We start from the raw sequence: 20,560 nt of genomic DNA on the forward strand, positions 1-20,560 counted from the left end.
TCATCACCTCCCATAGGGGTACTCCCTTGCTAGTTCTTAACTGAGCAAATTCCTTAACTATTTTTTATAAAATCTCTTTACTATCCTATAAAGCTTTCGTCCTCCAGGCATTAAGTCATAATCTTCCTCATTCAAAGTTTTTGTTGCTAAAAGCATTATACCATATACTACAGCTCCTAAAACTATAGATATAACTGTAGCCATCCTGCTACTGATATATGTACTTAAAAAATAATGAGAATATTTAACTACTAGTCCCATGGCAATAACTGAAATAATAGGTTTCATTATATCCCTAATAATATCAAATTTAACTTTAGTATATATCTTAACAAAAATCAAGTTAAGTATACATGCTAATGCAAAGCCTATTACTGTAGCTATAACTGCACCTTTAATATTTAAGTCAGGAATCCCTATCAAAATATAACTTAAAACTAATTTAAGCAAAGCCCCAATCAATAGATTACCAGCAGGAACAAGCTGTTTTCCAAGCCCCTGTAAAATACCTGTAAAGGTCTGAAATAAAGATAGAAAAACAATTCCCCATGCTGAGATTCTTAAAATTTCTCCTGCTCCTATGGCAGCTTCTATCTGCTTTGGATAAAGAAGAAGCATGATATCCTTTGAAAGAATAGAAAGTCCAACTGCAGCAGGTAAAGCTATAAGTAATGTGACCCTTACTCCAGTTTCAACATTTTTTAATAATTCTACCCTATCTTTTCTGGCTGCCACATAGGCAATAGCCGGAACCAAACTAACTTGAAGTGCGGCAGTTATTGCTTGAGGTAGATTTATTATGTTATTTCCTAGCCCAATCTGTCCCCATAATCTATTAGCTGCATCATATTCATAGCCAATTGCCGTAAGTCTTCTCATAACTATTCCAGTGTCAATCAAATTCATAATAGGTAACACTGCGGCACCTATAGTGATCGGTATTGCTATTATAAGTAATTCTTTAATAATCATACTGGAAGATTCTTGATCATTGCTTATACTGTATATATCCTTAAATATTTTTTTTCTGTACCTAAAATAAATATAGGTTATTAATATGCTACCCAAAAACGCTCCAGCCGTAGCCCCAAAGGTAGCTCCAGCAGCGGCCTTTTCAAAGCTAATCCTAGCAAACTGATAGGCGAGATAAAGGCCCACAATAAATCTACCAAATTGCTCTACGATTTGAGATATAGCAGTGGGCTTCATATTCTGTAGTCCTTGAAAATACCCTCTAAAGGATGACATTATAGATACAAAAAACAAAGCTGGTGCCAAGGCTATCATAGAATAATAGGCTTTAGGATTTTTGACTAGATTGGATATTGGCTCAGCCCCTATAAATAAAGCCATGGATGTTATTAATCCTATTACAAAAAGTACAGAAAAGGATACTTTGAATATCCTATGGGCACCATATCTATCTCCTAATGCTACCCTTTCCGAAACCATCTTAGCAATGGCAGCGGGTAATCCCGCAGTAGAAACTACAAGTAACGCAGAATAGATTGGGTACGCACTATTATAATAACCCATTCCAGTATCTGCTATGAGATTACCCAAGGGTATTTTAAATGCAGCTCCCAAAATTTTAGCTATAATTGCTGCTATTCCTAATATAAATGCCCCTTTTATAAACGAATTTGAATTGCTTTTTTCCATCCTATATCCTCCCTAAAATATCCTCAATTTATTATATACAAAAATACTACAAATATAAGCATTGAAACAAATAATCTTAAATTAAAAACAAAGCATATTAATTATATCAAAATATATAGGATAAATCCTAATTTTTGATATAAATATTATTTTAAAAATAGAGGGAGCATGTAGATTTTTTATTTTTACTAAGATTTTTATCCAAAAATGACCTACAATAAGAAAAAGGGGCTGTCTGAAAAGACAATCCCTTTTTCTCAATCCCAGAGTGTATCAGAATAAAGTTCGCCATTCCCATGCACTCCTTTGATATAACAATATATTCATCGAACTATTACATTAAGTATTTATTACATTGCATAATATTAGTGCTCCATTTGTTTGCCTAAAAAACCAGCCGCAGTTTCAGCAATTTTTGTTTCTAGTTCTCCCATTAGTCTATCTGTATCTCTGGATATAAGTACAACTGCCCCTATAGGATCCCCATGAGCAACAATAGGAAATATGATTTGTGATGAATATTTACCCATATCACTTTCCTCTATAGTAATAGGAATAATTTTATCAGATTCATTTAATACCATTGATTCCCTTTGCTCAATTACGGCTTCTAGATCTTTACTGATTCTTTTTTCTAGATATTCCTTTTTAGAACCACCAGCTATGGTCACAACATTGTCTCTATCTGTAATTATAGCTATAGCGTCTATGGATTCATTCAAAGATTCAGCATATTCCGTAGCAAACTCATTCAGTTCTCCTATGGGCGAATACTTTTTAAGTATCACTTCCCCTTCTCTATCCGTAAAAATTTCTAATGGGTCTCCTTCTCTTATTCTTAGTGTCCTTCTAATTTCCTTAGGAATAACAACTCTACCTAAGTCGTCTATTCTCCTTACTATTCCAGTCGCCTTCAATTGTTTTCCCTCCTAAAATCATTTAAGATGAATTGCTAGCATATGGGTAGTATTTGTTCATATATATTTTTTATACATATATGGTAAATTTCTTTTTTGTTTAATTTATTTTTTACCCGCAATAAAAAAATGTGGTACCTTAAGTCCACATTTTTCCCTTTATATGCATGAGCCTTTATTTTAAATTTTCTTCAAATTTTTCAATTTTTGCTTTACCCTTTAGCTCTTCAATTTTTTCAAGAAGCTTTTCTTTTTTTACTATTGGTTCAATATTTTGTTTTTCAACGGCCAATTCTTCCTCAGATATTTCTTCTTTTAGATCTTCTAAGGTCTTCTTAGCCTCAAGTTTTATTATATGATAACCATAATTCGTCTTAACCGGTTCACTTATGTCACCAACCTCCATAGAAAATGCAGCTTGCTCAAATTGAGGTACCATCATTCCCCTAGAGAAATATCCTAAATCTCCATTGTTCTCCTTAACACTTGGGTCCTTAGAATTCTCCTTTGCTAATTCTGTGAAATCCTCTCCTGCTTTGATTTTAGTAATTAGTTCCTTAGCTGATTCTTCATTCTCTACTAATATATGCTTTGCACTAACTTGAACAACATAGTTCTTAGTAAGTTCGTCCAATTTCTCTTGATCATTTAATCCAAGTTCTTCATATAGTGATTTTTCATATTCATCAACTAATGCATCCATTCTGATTTGTTCTTTCACAAATTTTTCATCTAAATTATTTTCTTCATAGAACTTTTTAAGTTCTTCGTCTTCTTCTAATCTCTCTTTAAAACTGTTATAGGTTTCTTCAATCTCAGTATCTTCAATAGCTATTTCCTTCTTAGCTATTTCTTCTTTAATCAATTCCTCAATTATTAATTTTTCTAAAACTTGATCCCTTACTATCTCTAATACAGTCTTACCTTCAATCTCCTGACTCCAAATGTTTTCTGTATATAACTCTGTATATCTTTTTTCTACTATACTGAAGTTCTTTTTAAATGTTTCATGATCTATCTCTTTATCATTGACCTTAGCAACTACATTTTCATCCACCTTAGACTTGTCCCCTCCCATAGCACAGCCTGTAAAAGCTCCTATTAGTAGGATTAAAATTAAAGTACATGAAAGTATTTTTTTATTTATTTGAATCAACAAAATCCTCTCCCTCGTCTATGATTAACAAATGAGAAACCTGCATAATTTTCTCATACTAACTATTATATATCATATTAGCTAAGCTGAAAACCTCTAATTTTTTCTAACATATCTATTATCTCATTCAATTTTTTATTTTGATTTAGTGTTTTGTCATTAAATCTATAGGTAAAATAAGGGTTATTACTACAATTCATAATTATTCTTCTGCCAAATGCATCGGATATATTCGCCAGTAAATATGGATCTAATTTGTATTTATTATCAAATTCAAATTTGAGGCCATCTTTGATCTCTGAAATTAAATTTATTTTAAGTTTCTGAGCCAAAATTTTTATATATGATATGGATATGAGGTTATATACAGGCTGTGGTAATGTACCAAATCTATCTTCAATTTCCTCCTCAATATTATAAGCATCTTCCTTGTCTCGAATAGATGCTATCTTTTTATATATCTCTAGCTTGTATCTTTCATTGGAAATATAATCACTGGATATAAAGGCATTTACATTTATATCTATGGATGTTTCTATTGCTTCCTCTACCTTTTCTCCCTTGAAGGTTTTTACCGTATCCTCCAAAAGCTTACAATACAAGTCATATCCAATATCAGCCATATGTCCATGCTGTCGCGCTCCAAGTAAATTTCCTGCTCCCCTTATTTCTAAATCCTTCATGGCGATCTTAAAGCCAGAGCCAAGCTCAGTAAACTCTTTTATAACCCTAAGCCTTTTTTCTGCAACCTCTGATAAAACCTTATCCTTTTCGTAGGTCAAATAGCAATAGGCTATTCTATTACTTCTTCCTACCCTACCTCTTAGCTGATAGAGTTGGGAAAGTCCCAGTTTATCTGCATCCTTTATTATCATAGTGTTAACATTTCCAATGTCCAATCCTGTTTCAATTATCGTTGTACATACTATGACATCAAACTCTTTATTTAGAAAGCTTATCATTATTTTTTCTAGCTTTCTTTCACTCATTTGCCCATGGGCATATGCTACCCTGGCCTCTGGAACTAGCATTTGTATCTTTGAGGTGATCTTCTCAATGTCCTTTACTCTATTGTATACAAAGTAAACCTGTCCTCCCCTCTCCAGTTCTTTGACGATGGCATCCCTTACCATATTTTCATTATACGAAATAACAAAGGTCTCTACGGGATACCTATCCTCTGGAGGGTCTTCAATCAAACTCATATCCCTTATGCCTATAAGGGACATGTGTAAGGTCCTTGGTATTGGGGTTGCCGATAGGGTAAGGGCATCAACATTTTTCTTGAGTTCCTTAAGGGATTCCTTGTGCTTCACTCCAAATCTTTGTTCCTCATCAACCAATAGAATACCTAAGTCCTTAAATTTAACATCCTTTGACAAAAGTCTATGGGTTCCTACTATTATATCAATAACTCCCATCCTTAAATCCTCTATGGTCTTTTTTTGCTGTGCGCTACTTCTAAAGCGGCTAAGCATCTCAATAGTTACAGGAAAGTCTTTAAATCTATCCACAAGGGTATTATAATGCTGTTGTGCCAATATAGTAGTTGGAACCAAGAAGGCCACTTGTTTGCCGTCCACAATAGCCTTAAATGCTGCTCTAAGAGCAACCTCTGTCTTCCCGAACCCCACATCTCCACATAAAAGCCTATCCATCGCCCTGCTGTCTTCCATATCTTTTTTTATTTCTTCTATACACCTTAGCTGATCAGGGGTTTCTTCATAGGGGAACATATCTTCAAATTGTTTTTGCCATTCACTATCCTTTGAAAAAGCATATCCCTTTGTAGATGTCCTTATGGCATAAAGCTTTAGAAGTTCCTTTGCCATATCCTCTATGGCCTTTTTTACCTTGTCCTTCGTTTTTTTCCATTCTGCCCCACCTAGTCTATTTAACCTAGGTCCCTTATCTTCTCCACCTATATATTTCTGCACTAAATCCATCTGATCTATAGGAACATAAAGAAGATCAGTACCTGAATACTTTATTTTTAAATAATCCTTCTTTATACCCTCGACCTTCAATTGTTCTATCCCTATATATTTACCTATTCCATGGTTTTCATGAACTACATAGTCCCCAATATTTAAATCTCTGAAGGTTTTGATTTTCCTTCCCTTTTTATTGGAAGCTTTTCTTCTTTGTTTTTTTGCTGAACCAAATATTTCCTTTTCAGTTATTACAATAAATTTATGGTCAGTAAACATAAATCCATTTCCTAGTATGCCTTTAGTTATAAAGGTTTGCCCCGATAGTATATTTTCCCTTTCACCATCAATATACTCACATTCAAGATCCTTATCTCTTAGCTCTCTTTCTAAGCTTTCACATTTTTTAGATGTACTACATACCAAAACAACCTTATAACCTTTATACTTCCAATCCCTTAAATCTTCTTTAAGGGCATCCATCTTTCCATGATATGAGTGCATATCCTTTACCGCTAAGGTTATATTAGTCCTTACATAAAAATCATCAAATTTTTTAGGCAGGCTATTTATGAGTATATTTTTTTTGCCTTGGAAATCTTCAAGTACATTTTCATATGATTTGAGAATATTATATTGACTAGGCAATACTTCTCCTCTTTCAAAAAACTGCTTGAATCTTTCATAAAAATCATTTATAGAGCTTTCAGCTTTTTCCCTTATTCTTATTGGTTCATGTATGAATATTAAACTATTTTCACTAAAATAGTCTAAAAAAGTTTCTGGCCTATCTATAAAATAATCGATATAATTATCAATAGTATCAAAATATATTTTATTATCTAGTTTCGATATAAGTTCAGTAATTTTCTCACTAAAATTATTCCTTAATTCTTCTTTTATTTTTTTATGATACTGGTCAAACTCATCTTTTATTTTTTTTATTCCCTTTTTAATTTGATTTTCTGTAAAAAGCATTTCCCTTGTTAATTTAACTATGGCAGTGTCAATTTTTTCCAGGGATAATTGAGATACGGCATCAAAGGTTCTTATAGAATCTATTTCATCATCGAACAGCTCGATTCTTATGGGATAATCATCTATTAATGAATAAAAATCTATTATTCCTCCCCTTACACTAAACTGCCCCTTGGTCTGGACCATATCAACCCTTTCATATCCCATGAATACTAATCCTTCTATAAAGTCACTTACATCTATGATGTCCCCAACCTTTATAGGCATTTCATATCCTATCCAATCCTTACCCGGTACAAGCTTTAACAATATACTATCTATAGTTGTGACAACTATACATTCTTCTCCACTAAGAACTGTACGTATAGCCTTTAGTCTCTCCTCTATAATCTGATTGCTATGGGCATATACATCAAAAAATACTATCTCCTTCGAGGGAAAGTAGAATACCTTTTCTCCACCAAAAAATTTTAAATCTTCATATATTTTTCTTGCCTCAAGCTCATTATGTGTAATAACTAAACTTTGCTTAGCTTTATTAGAGCCTATAGAAAATATAATATTGCTGATAGCTGAACCAGAAGGGCCCGTTATTGATATAGGTAGCATTCCTTTATCAATACTATTATTAAGTTCTGAGTATTTACCAGAGCTTTTTAAAACATTCACAAAAAAATTGTTCATCTTATATATCATTCCTTCCGGAGGACAAAGGCGTATGACAACGCATTTGTAATTCTGAGTTTCGTATTCAAAGTTCTAAGTACAGGGTTCTTCCTGATCAGTCTTCAAAAAAATTTCTGCAAAGAAGTTTTATTTCTTAGGTAGAGGTGGTAATCATTGGTTAGATGTTAAAGATAACACTATTAGCCCGGATTTATGAAACCCAGGCATTTCTACATCTTATATTTTATTTTATCAGTATAATAAAGGGAACTACTTTTAGTCTCAAAGTTTCATCCTAGACCCCAGTTCTATATCTATTGAGGAAATTGCATAACTTTGACTTGGCTAAACCTAATATGGGAATATCATCCTTAATTTGAATATTTAAGATATAGCATATTTGATGGTATAGCCTTGTGGCTTTTAAAACTATATATATAGATTTCCAAAAGTTAAACTTAATTTATACATCTCAAAATATCCGATGTTTCTAGGGAGTTTTGATGTGTATAAATTAACTGTTTAGAAAGTAATTATGCAATTTGCTCTATTTATTATATTTATTCATTGCCTTGTCCATACCTTCTGAGATTATACTTTCCACAGCTTCAGCCGATAGCTTTATGGAAAGTAAAATATCTTCCTTTTCACCTTCACTAAATTTCCCAATAACATAGTTAACAAGATCACCATGGATAGGTCTGCCAATGCCAATCCTTATTCTTGGGAAATCATCCTGCCGAAGAAGGTATATAATATTGCGCATTCCATTATGGGTTCCTGAACTACCTTTTTTCCTAATCCTTATTCTTGCTAAATCAATATCTATATCATCATAGATCACTATTAGTTTACTTGTATCTATTTTATAGTATTCACATATTTCTGAAACACTTTGTCCACTTAAATTCATAAATGTTTGGGGTTTAACAAGCATAACCTTCTTGCCATCAATTATTCCTTCTCCAATTAATGCTTTATGCTTTATCTTCTTTAGCTCAATATTATTTCTATATGCTAAATAATCTACTACTTCAAATCCAACATTATGCCTAGTACCAGCATATTTTTTACCTGGATTTCCTAATCCAACTACTACATACATTGTTCTCACCTCCAAGAAAAGCTATTCCCCTAGCTGATACACATATTGAAACCCATAATAGTGATTCTTCACATTTTACTTAAATTTAAAACGTGCAAGGACCAAAACTATGATTATTATACCATAAAACAATTACATTATAATCGTTAAAATTAAGGGAGGTGTCTCAGAATGAATCTCTTCGTTGTTTGAGATTCATTCTGAAACACCCCCGGGTTCAAATTAAAGGGATTTTCTTTATTATTAATTTTCCTAGTCACATATCTCTACTGATTTAATCAAATAATTTACTTACAGACTCATTTCCATAGATTCTTCTAATAGCTTCTGCAAATATTGGAGCTACTGATAGCATTTTCATATTTGGAAGTCTTTTCTCATCTGGAAGTAATATCGTATCTAATACTACTATTTCCTTAATATCAGAATCCTCTAATCTTTCTATGGCAGGTCCAGATAAAACTGGGTGTGTGCAACATGCATATACTTCCTTTGCTCCAAATTTCTTTAATGCTTTTACTCCTTGGGTTATTGTTCCAGCAGTATCTATCATATCATCTATAAGTATGACATTTTTACCATCCACTTCACCTATGATATTCATGACCTCGGCAACATTAGCCTTTGGTCTTCTTTTATCAATAATTGCCAAGGATGCATCAATAATATCAGCAAACTTTCTTGCCCTTGTTACACTTCCAAGGTCTGGCGATACAACCACTACATCCTGTAAATGTAGTTCTTTAAAATATTTTGCAAGTATTGGCACACCAACTAAATGGTCAACGGGAATATCGAAGTATCCTTGTATCTGGGAAGCATGTAGATCCATTGATACAACTCTATCAGCCCCAGCTGTAGTCAGTAAATTTGCTACTAGCTTAGCTGAAATTGGATCCCTTGCCTTGGCCTTTCTATCCTGTCTAGCATACCCATAATATGGAATAACAGCATTTATTCTTGCAGCAGATGCTCTTTTTAATGCATCAATTAATATTAATAGTTCCATTAAATACCTATTTACTAGGGGAGCGCTAGTTGATTGAATAACATATACGTCTGCACCCCTTACTGACTCATCTATGTTTACTGCTATTTCTCCATCACTAAATGAGCTAACTGAAGCAACTCCAAGGGGCATACCAAGTTCTTCACAAATTTTCAGTGCTAACTCTTTATTAGAGTTTCCCGCAAAAATTTTAATCTTTCTTTTTTCTAAATTCATAACCTTTCCTCCTATGTTTATTATTAAAACTATTTTTTTACTAAACCTTTTCTTCTAACCCATCCTTCTATATTGCTTTGTTTAATTCTTGAAACTGCTAAGGATTGTTCTGGAACCTGTTTAGTAATCGTAGAACCTGCTGCAACATAAGCATCTTTCTTAACCCTTATTGGTGCAACAAGATTAACATTACAGCCAATAAAGGCGTTATCCTCAACTATGGTTTTATTCTTATTTTTCCCATCATAGTTTACAAATACAACACCACATCCAATATTTACATTTTTGCCAACTTCACCATCACCAATATATGATAAGTGAGAAGCTTTAGAGTTATCTCCTATTGTTGAATTTTTAACCTCAACAAAATCCCCAATTTTAACATTTTTACCTAGGTGACTATTTGGTCTTAGGTATGCATATGGCCCAACCTTTGTATTGGAATCAACAAAGCTTTGTAAGATAGTAGAATCTATAATTTCAATATTATCCTTTATTATAGAATCTTCTATACGAGTATTTGGTCCTATTTTACAGTCTTCACCTATTTCCACATCTCCCATTATAAAGCTTCCTGGATACAATATGGTATCTCTTCCAATTCTAACATTTTTACCCACATAGGTATTGTTAGGGTCTATTATTGTAACCCCTTCATCCATCAAGCTGCCTAATATCCTATCCCTCATTAATTTCTCTGCCTCAGCAAGCTGTCTTCGAGAATTAACCCCCATGATTTCAGTGCTATCTTCTATTTTAAAAGCTCCAACCTTCTTATCCTCATCCTTTAAAATCCCAATAATATCAGTTAAATAATACTCACCTTGACTATTTTTGTTATCAAGTTTAGCTAAAGATCTTTTTAATTCCTTTGCTTTAAAACAATAAATTCCTGAGTTGACTTCTTTTATTAGTTTTTCCTTGGCATTGGTATCCCGTTCTTCAACTATAGCCACAACCCCACCTGAATCATTTCTTATAATTCTTCCATACCCTGTGGGTTCATGGATTTCTGTAGTCAACACCGAAGCAGAAAGATCATTAGTTGTATGGAATTTGATAAACTCATTTATGGACTCTTGTTTTATTAATGGTGTATCTCCATAAAGTACTATTACATTGCCTTCCTCTGGTATTTCCCCATCGGCCTGCATAACTGCATGACCAGTTCCCAGTCTTTGACTTTGAATTACAAACTGGGCATTCCTATGGCTAATAGACTTTTTAACTTCATCTGCTCCATGTCCTATAACAACAACTTTTTTACTACAGTCTACTCCTTCTACTACATCTAGAACATGCTCAATCATAGAAACTCCTGCCACTTCGTGCAGTACCTTAGGCAGCTTTGATTTCATCCGCGTACCCGCTCCAGCAGCTAAAACAATCGACATTAACATATTCTTCAACGCACTCCTTATATATTTATTTGAAAATTTTTATTTGAAAATTGTTTATATATCAAAATCATACTTTCCGCGATATATTATATCACTTTATATAAAAAAAAACAAAAGCTATAATCAGCTTTTGCTTTGCTATCCTACACTAACTAATGCCTTTTCGTACTCTGCAAGAATAATTTCTTGCAAACTTGCCCTAGTACTAGAGTTAATCGGATGAGCTATGTCTCTGTAATCTCCTTCTGCGACCTTTCTACTTGGCATTGCGATAAATAAGCCATTTTGTCCTTCGATTATTTTTATATCATGGACAACGAAAGAATCATCAAAAGTTACGGATACTATGGCCTTCATTTTCCCCTCGTCATTCATCTTTCGAATTCTTACATCTGTAATATTCATTTTATCCCACCTTTCACGTCAATCATTAATAACTTCTATTCTCCATAAAATGATAAACTCCTCTTTATCTATGACAAAATTTTAAGAAAATTTTATTTTTTGCAAGATATTCCTAAATTTTATTCGAATAAATTTCTATTTGGGTAAAGATTTATTTCGTCACTATTGCCCACCTTATCAAGTATCATCAAAGGAAGATATTCATCGACTAGCTTTTCCTCTGGTTTTTTTGTAGACATCATTACCCCGATCCCAATAACCTTTGCATCAAATTCCTTCATAAGATCTAATAACCCCTTAGCTGTTCCTCCACCCTTCATAAAGTCATCTATAATAAGTACATTAGATCCATTTTTTATTGCCCTCTTAGATACATACATTGTTCGAATTTTTCCTGTAGAGCCTGATACATAATTCATACTTACGGTAGCACCTTCAGTTATCTTATTATTATTTCTTACTATGACCAACGGGATATTTAAATAATTTGCAGTCATTAATGCTATTGGAATACCCTTAGTTTCCACTGTTATCACATAATCAATATTCTCGTCCATAAATTTTGTTGCAAAAATTTTCCCCATTTTTCTAACATAAATTGGATTATAGATGATATCCGACATATATAGGAAACTTCCTGGTATTATTCTGCTGTTGTCCGTTAAAACCTCACATATTTCATGTAAAACCTCTTTAGTACTTTCCAAATTCATATAGGGTACATATTTTACCCCTCCAGAAGCCCCAGCAATTGTTTCAACTCTACCTAATTGTAAGTCCTCCATAAGCTTTTTTACAATGACTAAATCCTCACTTATTGTAGACTTTGCGGCATCAAATAAATTTGTAAAATAATTAAGTGTATATATTTTGTTGGGATTGTCGCATAAAATTTTAATTAATGCCCCTACCCTTTCATTTCTTTTAAGCTTACTCACTCTTTCCTCTCCTATTCGAATGTTTTTTTTATTATATATAATTTTATTCGTTTTTTAAAATTTATTCAATAGATGAATTGTAATAATTGCATTTTTTCAATAGTTTCCTCTATTAATAAAATTGTGGTATAATTTCAATTATGCAAATAGGCTATTTTTTTATATTTTAAAAATTATAGTAAAATAAATTGATGGCTATAATACATATAATAGTAATATGTTAATAAATGTAATTTTATATGGATTTTATTTCTAAAAGTGTAATGAGCCAATACATAGGGACTCAATGTCCTAAAGGTTTTATTCACAATTATATTATATCAAGGAGAGTGTACAATGTTAGATTTTTTGAATAAGAAAAATGTGAATAGTATTCACCTAGTAGGAATTGGTGGGATTGGGATGAGTGCATTAGCAGAAATACTTTTAGATAAGGGATTTAGGATTTCTGGCTCGGATATAAAGTCTTCTCATATAACCCGAAAACTAGAGAACAAAGGTATAAAAATCTATATTGGCCATGATGAAAACAATGTTCTAAATGCTAATATTATTGTATATACTTCTGCGGTAAAGCCCGACAATCCGGAAATAGTAAAAGCTAAGGCCCTTGATATTCCTACTATAGATAGAGCAGAAATGCTTGGTAAGCTTATGATTTCATACGACACGAGCATTGCCGTATCGGGAACCCATGGTAAAACCACAACAACTTCAATGATATCCTTAATATTTGAACACGCTGAGCTAAATCCAACTATATTAGTGGGGGGAGAACTATCGGAAATAGGAGGGAATGTTAAGATAGGTAGTAATGAAATCTTAATTACAGAAGCCTGTGAATATAAAGATAATTTTCTTAAATTCAATCCTAATGTGGGAATAGTACTTAATGTAGATGAAGATCATCTAGATTATTTCAATGATCTTGACCATATTCTTTCAACCTTTTCAAAGTTTGTTAAGCTCATCCCTAAGAAGGGGCATCTCATATTAAATAATGACGATTATGATGTTAAAAAGCTTATTCCCCATGCAAAATGTAATATCATCACTTGTGGAATTAATTTAGCTAGCGATTTTCAAGCAACAAATATAACCTTCAGTGAAGGGGGATATCCATCCTTTAATGTAATGCATAATGGCAAAAACTTAGAACGCTTTACATTAAATATTCCCGGTAAACATAATATCTATAATGCCCTTGCTTCTATAGCTACCGCTTATACCTTAAATGTTCCTTTAATAAAAATCAAAGAAAAACTAAGTCAGTTTAAGGGAACCCATAGACGTTTTGATATATTAGGTAAATGGAATGAAGTTAGAGTAATTGATGATTATGCCCATCATCCAACTGAAATAAAGGCGACCTTAGATGCCACTAAAAAATTTCCCCACAATAAAATATGGTGTGTATTTCAACCCCATACCTATAGTAGAACTAAAGCCTTGCTTTTAGATTTTGCCAAGGCATTTAATGATGCTGATAAAATTATTATTACAGATATATATGCTGCGAGGGAAGAAGATACCGGCGAAATTCATTCAAAAACTTTAGTTGATCTTATTAGAAAGGAAGACCTTGATGTAACTTACATTAGTTCCCTTAATGAGGTAGTAGAGTATTTAAAGGAACATACGGTTTCTGAAGATATTGTATTGACTATGGGTGCTGGAAATGTCTATGAGGTCGGAAAAATGCTAATTGAAGAAAATGCCAATTCATAGGGGTATCTCCATACCTTGGACTTCATTTATTTTAAAACCCTAGGGTATGGAATAAAAAACTACATTTTAAGATGGCTACATTGAAAAATTCTTTACATATTAATATATGTAAAGAATTTTTCAATACAAAATATCACCCATAGACCTATGTTTCTATTTTATACCCCCATAGCATTCTAAAACCGGTACAACAAACATAAATCCAATACCCATTGTATTTTCTGTTCCTAATTTCAACTCTTCTTTTATGGCATCTATTGCTTTTCTTAGCTTGTCTTCATCTTTAATAACACTTACTATGGTTTTGTTATATGGTTTATTTCCATCTAAAAGCTTTCTAATACCTGCGAAGATAGGGACATCTACCTTATTCTGAAGAAGCACTCTACCCATTCCCACACTATCAAGGGTTGTTGCCCCACAGCCAATATCATAAAAGATTTTATGAATATCTTCTACCTTATCAACATCATTCAATATTAAAAATAGCGCATACATATTTTCACCTCCCTATTTACTATAAGTTAGTCTCTTTAGCTTTAATTATTGCATATTTTGTTGCAACTGGTCCAATTATTTCTGTAATAATTGTTGTTGCCAATAATATTGTGATAACTATATTTCCTAGTTTAGTACCTGCAAATTCTCTATTCACTACAATTGCAAGCCCTACAGCTACTCCAACCTGAGATAACAGTCCTAAACCAATATATCTCCTAACGGTATCCGATGCCTTTGATATTACTCCTCCTAGGGAAGCTCCAGCAATTTTCCCTGTGATTCTAAGTATAAGGTATGCTATACCTATCAATCCAATCTTTGGAATTAAGCTTATATCGAGTCTTGCCCCTGCTAAAATAAAAAATACAGTTATAATCGGTGGAGAAAATCTTTCTATACTAGAAAAAGCCCTTTTATGGTTTGAGGATATATTAGCAACCATTATGCCTAATGACATAGAAGTAAGCAAAGGCGACAATGTAAGCATGGTTGCAATTCCATCCGTAAGTATAATAATGCCGATGATAAATGAAATCATTTCCATTTCCTTAGTTGAGATTTTAATTAAGTATGCTAAGAGTATTCCTATTATTCCTCCAACTATAATGGATAAAATAATTTCTTGAACAGGATAAACTACCACCTTATATAGGGTTATAACTTCATGTTTGATGAATACCTTTGCTATAGATGAAGCAATGGCATATATCATAAGGCAAATGGCATCATCTACAGCCACTACCCCAAGCAAAGTGCTTGTTAAGGGCCCATTTGCATTATACTCCCTTAAAACCATTACTGTTGCAGCCGGAGCAGTTGCAGATGAAACCGCCCCTAATATCAAAGCAATTGCCATATCCTTAGTTATTAGGAATGTTATCCCCGTAACTAATATAAAGGCTCCTAATGCCTCACATATGGCTATAATAAATATAGATTTCCCTAACTTTTTAATAACGGATAATTCCAATTCACTACCTATATTAAAGGCAATTATACCTAATGCAAAATCACTAATAAATGACAAGTCTTCTATAAACCCACTACTTATAATATCAAATCCCGATTTCCCTAACAGTAACCCTGCAATAATGTATCCAGCAACAGCTGGAATTTTTAATTTGTTTAAAAATTTTCCAAATAAAACACCTACAATTAGTGCTATTCCTAATACAATAAATGGATTCATTTCACACACCTCTTCATAATTATGAATTTAATAGTATAGGGATTTAAGTAGAGAATTTAATTTATACTATATAAATCCTATATATTTTGTTGTGTTTCAAAATTGAATATAAAATACAACAAAATATATTCTACGCCTATCGGTGGGAAAAGTAAATCACATATACAAGGGAAATCGTTAACTATTTTTACAAATCAGCTAATTTTTTTTGTGCTTCTTCTAAATAAATTTTTTCTAAAATTTTTATGAAACTTACTAACTCTTTTTTATTTAATTTATATATATACCTCTTATTTTCTTCAGACTCAATTAAGCCTATTGTCATATACCCGGTTTCACTATAAAATTTAAGCTTTATATCATGATTAATATATATTTCATAATTATTTTCATTAAGTCCTATGCCTTCTCTTATGAACTCTTCATCCTCAACCTTTTTTTTATAAAGTGACTTTATACTTGCTATAACTACTTTTCTATTTTTACCTTCCTCCAGATCAATGCCTGTCGTCGATTGAGCGTCATTTACTATACTCATCTTTTTAACATCATTAAAGACATCATTAGCTCCAAACTCTGTTTGCCCATAATTTCCAATCTTTTTTGGAACTAACTCAATATCCTTTTTTTCTAAATTTTCTTTAATGATAACCTTATCATTGCTTTTTCTAATAACGATTCTATATGTTATAGCAGCACTAATTGTAGATAGAATTATAAGACATACAATGAATGTAAAAACATTTTTTTTATCAAACATCCCTTTATTATCCTTTCCTACTCTAAATCCTCTTGACTTATTGGCTTAGCAAATTACACAATCACCATCTATAAAACCCTATGCCCCATCTATCTGCTCTATTACAATTACAATAAAAAAAAGCGGCTTTATATCAGCCGCTTCAAAACATCGTTTACAATAATTCCCCTTAAGACCTAGGAGTCTTGGATACCGCCTAATATTTTATTGTTCTCCAGAACCATTCTTATATATTTGTATCATTAGATTTTTAGTTTCCGTTGAATCATATATATAGTATGATATTCCCTTAGGCTTACCAGGAAGAGTATATGTCTCAATATCATTTTCAGAAATTCCTACCGCCTTTGTAGCATAGTATACTATTTGATCTAGTTCCATATCGGTTTTTACAAATTTAAATACAGTACGAGCAACTGCAGGTAGTTTTTTAAGGTTTAATGCACTTTTAGCCGCAGATTTTACAAACTGCTTTTGACGCTTTATTCTACCTATATCCCCGTCAGAATGAGTACCATCATTATTTTTTCTATACCGTAAAAACTTTATAGCGTCCTTACCCTTCAACACCCTAGTACCCTTCTTAAAATGAATATGAAGAGGTGGCTTAGAATAGGGGTCATCATAGTCCATATTAAAGGGAATATTAACCTTTACTCCCCCAAGGGAATCAACTATATTCTCTACTCCTTTATAGGACATTGTCACATAATGATGAATAGGAACCTTTAGAATATTGGCAACAGCCTTCATAACACCTTCTGGCCCACCGCCATTGTCTCTTTTAAATCCATATACCGCATTGATTTTCTTTTGATCTGCTCTAGTATAGCCAGCTGTTTCATGATAAGTATCCCTCGGTATAGAGATCAAATCCACCTTTTTACTTTCAGGATCAAAGCTAGCTAAAATCATCGTATCGGTTCTAGTTCCTTCTAATCCCATAAGTAAAACATTTATTCTGCTACTTTTTTCTGTAAGTTTTTGGAGTTCTGTTTTCTCTATTTTTTTTGGTTTCTCAGGAGCTTCATTAGCACTTTGTTCAGGAATGGGATCTGGATCAGGCTTAATAGCATTACTTGGACCATCATTTGGCATCTTTAATATTGCCAGTACAACCCCTCCAAACAAAAGAGTGAAACAGACAAAAGCTATTGCAAATATTTTTATAAATGATTTCATAAACTCACCTTCCAATATATAAGTCACTACTAATAGTATTATATAAAATATATGTATTTACATATTAATAGAAATTCAAGGGCATTAAGCTCTTTTATTTAATACCGCAAAGTTCATAATTCCCCCAATCAAATCATAACATACTACAACCCTAACCAAGAATATTTTAGAGCAATATACCAAGTATTATTTTATCATATAATACAGGTACTTTAATAATTAATTTTTTATTACAAAGTTAAAAATGGGATGTCCCAAGAAAATAGTGCCCTTAGTTCATCCCTCCAATTCTCCTAATGCATCATTGCTTCTAGGGCAAAACCAACCACTAGCATTACTATACCCATCAACGCTGGAGCAATCCCTTCTCCTCCACGTGTTGGATCCTCAAAACCTTCTTTTTTATTCCTAGCAAAATATCCTTTTCTTATTTTAGGTGTGCCAATCAATAAACCCGATGAGATAACACTGGCTATTAATCCAGCCCCAAGCACGAAAATATAAGCCCCCTTGAGAAAATGCCATCCCTTAAATAATGAGAACCCACCCCCAATCACAGTGAAAACAGCAGAATAAATTAGACCTTTCAATAGATATTTAAATATTGCTCTTATCACAATAATCATTCCTTTCTCCAATAAGTCATATTCCCTACCTTCACTTACTATACTTAATAAGTATTTATATAGAGATTTCAGTCGAAACTTGTAGCTCCCTATATTATATCAAAAAAGAAAGGGGACTGTCATATATAACAGTCCCCTTTCAATATATATCCATATGGGGGTATGAATATCAAATTAATATTGCCCAAAAGAATCTACTTTTGAGCAGGCTATTATCTAATAGCCATAGGTTCTGATTACTGGTATAATTGCCTAATATTTATATATTATAAATTAAATTCCTTTGCCACAGCAATTACCGCCTTTTCTTTGTCATGTGTATTGATTGTATAGGATATCCTAATTTCAGAGGTTGTTACTTGCTTGAATTCTATTTCTTCTTCAGCAAATATCTTAAACATCTTAGAAGCAACCCCAGATTGACTTTTCATTCCTATTCCAACAACAGACAGCTTAGTTATATCCTTTTCAACATCAATTTCAATTTCTTGAAGTTTACTTTTTATATCTGACATTAACTTATCAATTGAAAATTTATCTTCTTTAGGAGCAGTAAATGAAATATTTACTCGCCCACGTGATGGTGCCGTTTGACTGATCATATCAACATTTATATCATTAGAAGCCAGTTTTTCAAATATCATAGATATATTTCCTACCGCATAGGGAACATGATTGATAGTTATCATCATATCATCGTCACTAACAGATAATCCAGTAATGACTTTACTTTCCATAGACTCATCAAACTCCTTTATATAAGTTCCTGGCCAATCTTCAGTACTTAAAGCCACATATATGGGAACATTAAATCTTTGTGCAATTTCTATTGACCTGGTCTCCATTACTCCTGCACCTAAGCTTGCCATTTCTACCATTTCTTCATAACATATATAGTCTAACTTTTTAGCAACCTTATAAAGTCTAGGATCAACTGTATAAATTCCATCTACATCCGTATATATCTCACAAACCGAACCTAGCTTAGCAGCTAAAGCTACAGCTGTTGTATCTGAACCGCCTCTACCTAAGGTGGTTATATTACCGTCTCCATCTACTCCTTGAAAACCTGCTACAACCACGATTTTTCCTTCACTAATGTGCTTCTTCACATTTTCAATCTCTATATCTGTTATCCTCGCCTTGGTATGAAAGCCCTTGGTAAGTATACCAGCCTGGGGTCCCGTAAGAGATATGGAATCGTATCCCAGTTCCTTTAAAGCTATTGATAACAATGCTATTGATACCTGTTCTCCACTTGACATAAGCATATCTAGCTCTCTTCTATCGGGAGTCAATGATATTTCATCGGCCATTCCTAGAAGTATATCCGTTGTTTTACCCATTGCTGAAACAACAACTACAACAGCATCCCCTTTGGCTCTACTCTTAGCCACCCTCTGGGCCACATTCTTTATTTTGTCTATCGTACCTACGGAAGTCCCTCCATATTTTTGAACTACTATCGCCATGTTCTCACCTGCCTGTACCTTATTAAGATCATATCTTTTTAATATTAATATTTTGCCCTAATAAATAAAAAAACAGCCAAGAGCAAAAGGCAACCATGACTGAAACTATCATATAAAGACCTCTCACCCCGTGTAAATTAGCACTCCTTAGGAAGATCGGGCAATCAACCGTAGACAGTACTATACCTATTTAGTATAGTCCCAATATATTATTTTAGGGAAAATAATATATTTCGGCAGTTATACCTTTCCTATTGGCCTTAAGCTTCCCTATAACTAAGCTATAGTACTTATCATAACTGCATCCTCTTAATTTACACTTAAAGGATTATTTATTCATTTCCTTGAATTTTATCACAATTGTTACATTTTGTCAATATTTAGAATTCCTTAAATCATTATAATTATTTCAATATCTGAGCAAATTACATAATTACAATCCTCAAAAACTCACTACTACATATGATCTTAAATGCCCTAGAGCCATACCCCATCTATTATGCAATTGTGATAAGTAAAAGTTATACAATTCCCTCAATTAATGATATAATCTTTAAAAAACTGAGGAAATTGCATAGCTCTTACTTGGCTAAACCTAATATGCGAATATCATCCTTGATTTAATTGCTTAAGATATAAGCATATTTGATGGTATGGCTTTGAAGAATTTTAGACTACATATGGCAGATAGTTTTTGCAGAAGGTAATTATGCAATTTG

At 32.8% G+C, this 20,560-nt stretch carries 16 protein-coding genes and 1 riboswitch; of the genes, 1 reads left to right on the forward strand and 15 read right to left on the reverse strand.

The window, feature by feature from the left end; translation table 11 throughout:
• Window positions 1-57 precede the first annotated feature (57 nt).
• The 9 genes from N4A68_16850 to purR form a co-directional block, all read right to left on the reverse strand.
• Window positions 58-1,662, reverse strand: a complete 1,605-nt coding sequence (locus tag N4A68_16850) for a polysaccharide biosynthesis protein (protein MCT4565961.1) — start codon at window positions 1,660-1,662, stop codon at window positions 58-60.
• Window positions 1,663-2,027: 365 nt separating this feature from the next.
• On the reverse strand, window positions 2,028-2,579 hold the full coding sequence (gene spoVT, locus N4A68_16855; protein MCT4565962.1) for a stage V sporulation protein T: 552 nt from the start codon (window positions 2,577-2,579) through the stop codon (window positions 2,028-2,030).
• Between the two features lie 175 nt (window positions 2,580-2,754).
• A complete protein-coding gene (locus tag N4A68_16860; GenBank protein MCT4565963.1) occupies window positions 2,755-3,735 on the reverse strand; it encodes a peptidylprolyl isomerase in 981 nt (326 codons plus the stop codon).
• A 77-nt stretch (window positions 3,736-3,812) separates the two neighbouring features.
• On the reverse strand, window positions 3,813-7,328 hold the full coding sequence (gene mfd / locus N4A68_16865; GenBank protein MCT4565964.1) for a transcription-repair coupling factor: 3,516 nt from the start codon (window positions 7,326-7,328) through the stop codon (window positions 3,813-3,815).
• Between the two features lie 529 nt (window positions 7,329-7,857).
• Window positions 7,858-8,415, reverse strand: coding sequence for an aminoacyl-tRNA hydrolase (pth, locus tag N4A68_16870; GenBank protein MCT4565965.1), 558 nt, complete (start codon window positions 8,413-8,415; stop codon window positions 7,858-7,860).
• A gap of 274 nt (window positions 8,416-8,689) precedes the next feature.
• Window positions 8,690-9,640, reverse strand: coding sequence for a ribose-phosphate diphosphokinase (locus N4A68_16875; protein MCT4565966.1), 951 nt, complete (start codon window positions 9,638-9,640; stop codon window positions 8,690-8,692).
• A 29-nt stretch (window positions 9,641-9,669) separates the two neighbouring features.
• Complete coding sequence (gene glmU / locus N4A68_16880) at window positions 9,670-11,040, reverse strand: bifunctional UDP-N-acetylglucosamine diphosphorylase/glucosamine-1-phosphate N-acetyltransferase GlmU (protein ID MCT4565967.1); 1,371 nt, start codon at window positions 11,038-11,040, stop codon at window positions 9,670-9,672.
• A gap of 138 nt (window positions 11,041-11,178) precedes the next feature.
• Window positions 11,179-11,445, reverse strand: coding sequence for a septation regulator SpoVG (gene spoVG / locus N4A68_16885; GenBank protein MCT4565968.1), 267 nt, complete (start codon window positions 11,443-11,445; stop codon window positions 11,179-11,181).
• A gap of 119 nt (window positions 11,446-11,564) precedes the next feature.
• The gene (gene purR / locus N4A68_16890) at window positions 11,565-12,383 is read right to left on the reverse strand and encodes a pur operon repressor (protein MCT4565969.1); all 819 of its coding nucleotides are present in this window, start codon (window positions 12,381-12,383) and stop codon (window positions 11,565-11,567) included.
• A gap of 336 nt (window positions 12,384-12,719) precedes the next feature.
• Here purR and murC point away from each other — a divergent pair, with 336 nt between their 5' ends.
• Window positions 12,720-14,111 carry a UDP-N-acetylmuramate--L-alanine ligase gene (murC, locus tag N4A68_16895; protein MCT4565970.1) on the forward strand — a complete coding sequence of 464 codons (1,392 nt, stop codon included), beginning with the start codon at window positions 12,720-12,722 and terminating at the stop codon, window positions 14,109-14,111.
• Between the two features lie 153 nt (window positions 14,112-14,264).
• On the opposite strand, the gene N4A68_16900 is transcribed toward murC, so the two are convergent.
• The 6 genes from N4A68_16900 to N4A68_16925 form a co-directional block, all read right to left on the reverse strand.
• The gene (locus N4A68_16900; GenBank protein ID MCT4565971.1) at window positions 14,265-14,609 is read right to left on the reverse strand and encodes a hypothetical protein; all 345 of its coding nucleotides are present in this window, start codon (window positions 14,607-14,609) and stop codon (window positions 14,265-14,267) included.
• Between the two features lie 19 nt (window positions 14,610-14,628).
• Window positions 14,629-15,801, reverse strand: coding sequence for a cation:proton antiporter (locus N4A68_16905; protein MCT4565972.1), 1,173 nt, complete (start codon window positions 15,799-15,801; stop codon window positions 14,629-14,631).
• Between the two features lie 187 nt (window positions 15,802-15,988).
• Window positions 15,989-16,561: a hypothetical protein gene (locus N4A68_16910; GenBank protein ID MCT4565973.1), complete on the reverse strand. Its 573-nt coding sequence runs from the start codon at window positions 16,559-16,561 to the stop codon at window positions 15,989-15,991.
• A gap of 204 nt (window positions 16,562-16,765) precedes the next feature.
• Window positions 16,766-17,743, reverse strand: a complete 978-nt coding sequence (locus N4A68_16915) for an LCP family protein (protein ID MCT4565974.1) — start codon at window positions 17,741-17,743, stop codon at window positions 16,766-16,768.
• A gap of 293 nt (window positions 17,744-18,036) precedes the next feature.
• Window positions 18,037-18,369, reverse strand: coding sequence for a hypothetical protein (locus N4A68_16920; GenBank protein MCT4565975.1), 333 nt, complete (start codon window positions 18,367-18,369; stop codon window positions 18,037-18,039).
• Between the two features lie 266 nt (window positions 18,370-18,635).
• Entirely contained in the window at window positions 18,636-19,841 is a 1,206-nt protein-coding gene (locus tag N4A68_16925; protein MCT4565976.1) for an aspartate kinase, read from the reverse strand.
• Window positions 19,842-19,971: 130 nt separating this feature from the next.
• A riboswitch (Lysine riboswitch) is annotated at window positions 19,972-20,160 on the reverse strand.
• Window positions 20,161-20,560 lie beyond the last annotated feature (400 nt).

The organism is Maledivibacter sp. (assembly GCA_025210375.1).
Taxonomy (GTDB): Bacteria; Bacillota; Clostridia; order Peptostreptococcales; family Caminicellaceae; genus JAOASB01.

Coding starts and splice junctions, on each gene's coding strand:
- spoVG (MCT4565968.1), bottom strand. CDS start 11,445: ATGAATATTACAGATGTAAGAATTCGAAAGATGAATGACGAGGGGAAA.
- N4A68_16920 (MCT4565975.1), bottom strand. CDS start 18,369: ATGATTATTGTGATAAGAGCAATATTTAAATATCTATTGAAAGGTCTA.
- pth (MCT4565965.1), bottom strand. CDS start 8,415: ATGTATGTAGTAGTTGGATTAGGAAATCCAGGTAAAAAATATGCTGGT.
- N4A68_16915 (MCT4565974.1), bottom strand. CDS start 17,743: ATGAAATCATTTATAAAAATATTTGCAATAGCTTTTGTCTGTTTCACT.
- N4A68_16910 (MCT4565973.1), bottom strand. CDS start 16,561: ATGTTTGATAAAAAAAATGTTTTTACATTCATTGTATGTCTTATAATT.
- N4A68_16875 (MCT4565966.1), bottom strand. CDS start 9,640: ATGAATTTAGAAAAAAGAAAGATTAAAATTTTTGCGGGAAACTCTAAT.
- mfd (MCT4565964.1), bottom strand. CDS start 7,328: ATGAACAATTTTTTTGTGAATGTTTTAAAAAGCTCTGGTAAATACTCA.
- N4A68_16850 (MCT4565961.1), bottom strand. CDS start 1,662: ATGGAAAAAAGCAATTCAAATTCGTTTATAAAAGGGGCATTTATATTA.
- murC (MCT4565970.1), top strand. CDS start 12,720: ATGTTAGATTTTTTGAATAAGAAAAATGTGAATAGTATTCACCTAGTA.
- N4A68_16925 (MCT4565976.1), bottom strand. CDS start 19,841: ATGGCGATAGTAGTTCAAAAATATGGAGGGACTTCCGTAGGTACGATA.
- glmU (MCT4565967.1), bottom strand. CDS start 11,040: ATGTTAATGTCGATTGTTTTAGCTGCTGGAGCGGGTACGCGGATGAAA.
- N4A68_16905 (MCT4565972.1), bottom strand. CDS start 15,801: ATGAATCCATTTATTGTATTAGGAATAGCACTAATTGTAGGTGTTTTA.
- N4A68_16900 (MCT4565971.1), bottom strand. CDS start 14,609: ATGTATGCGCTATTTTTAATATTGAATGATGTTGATAAGGTAGAAGAT.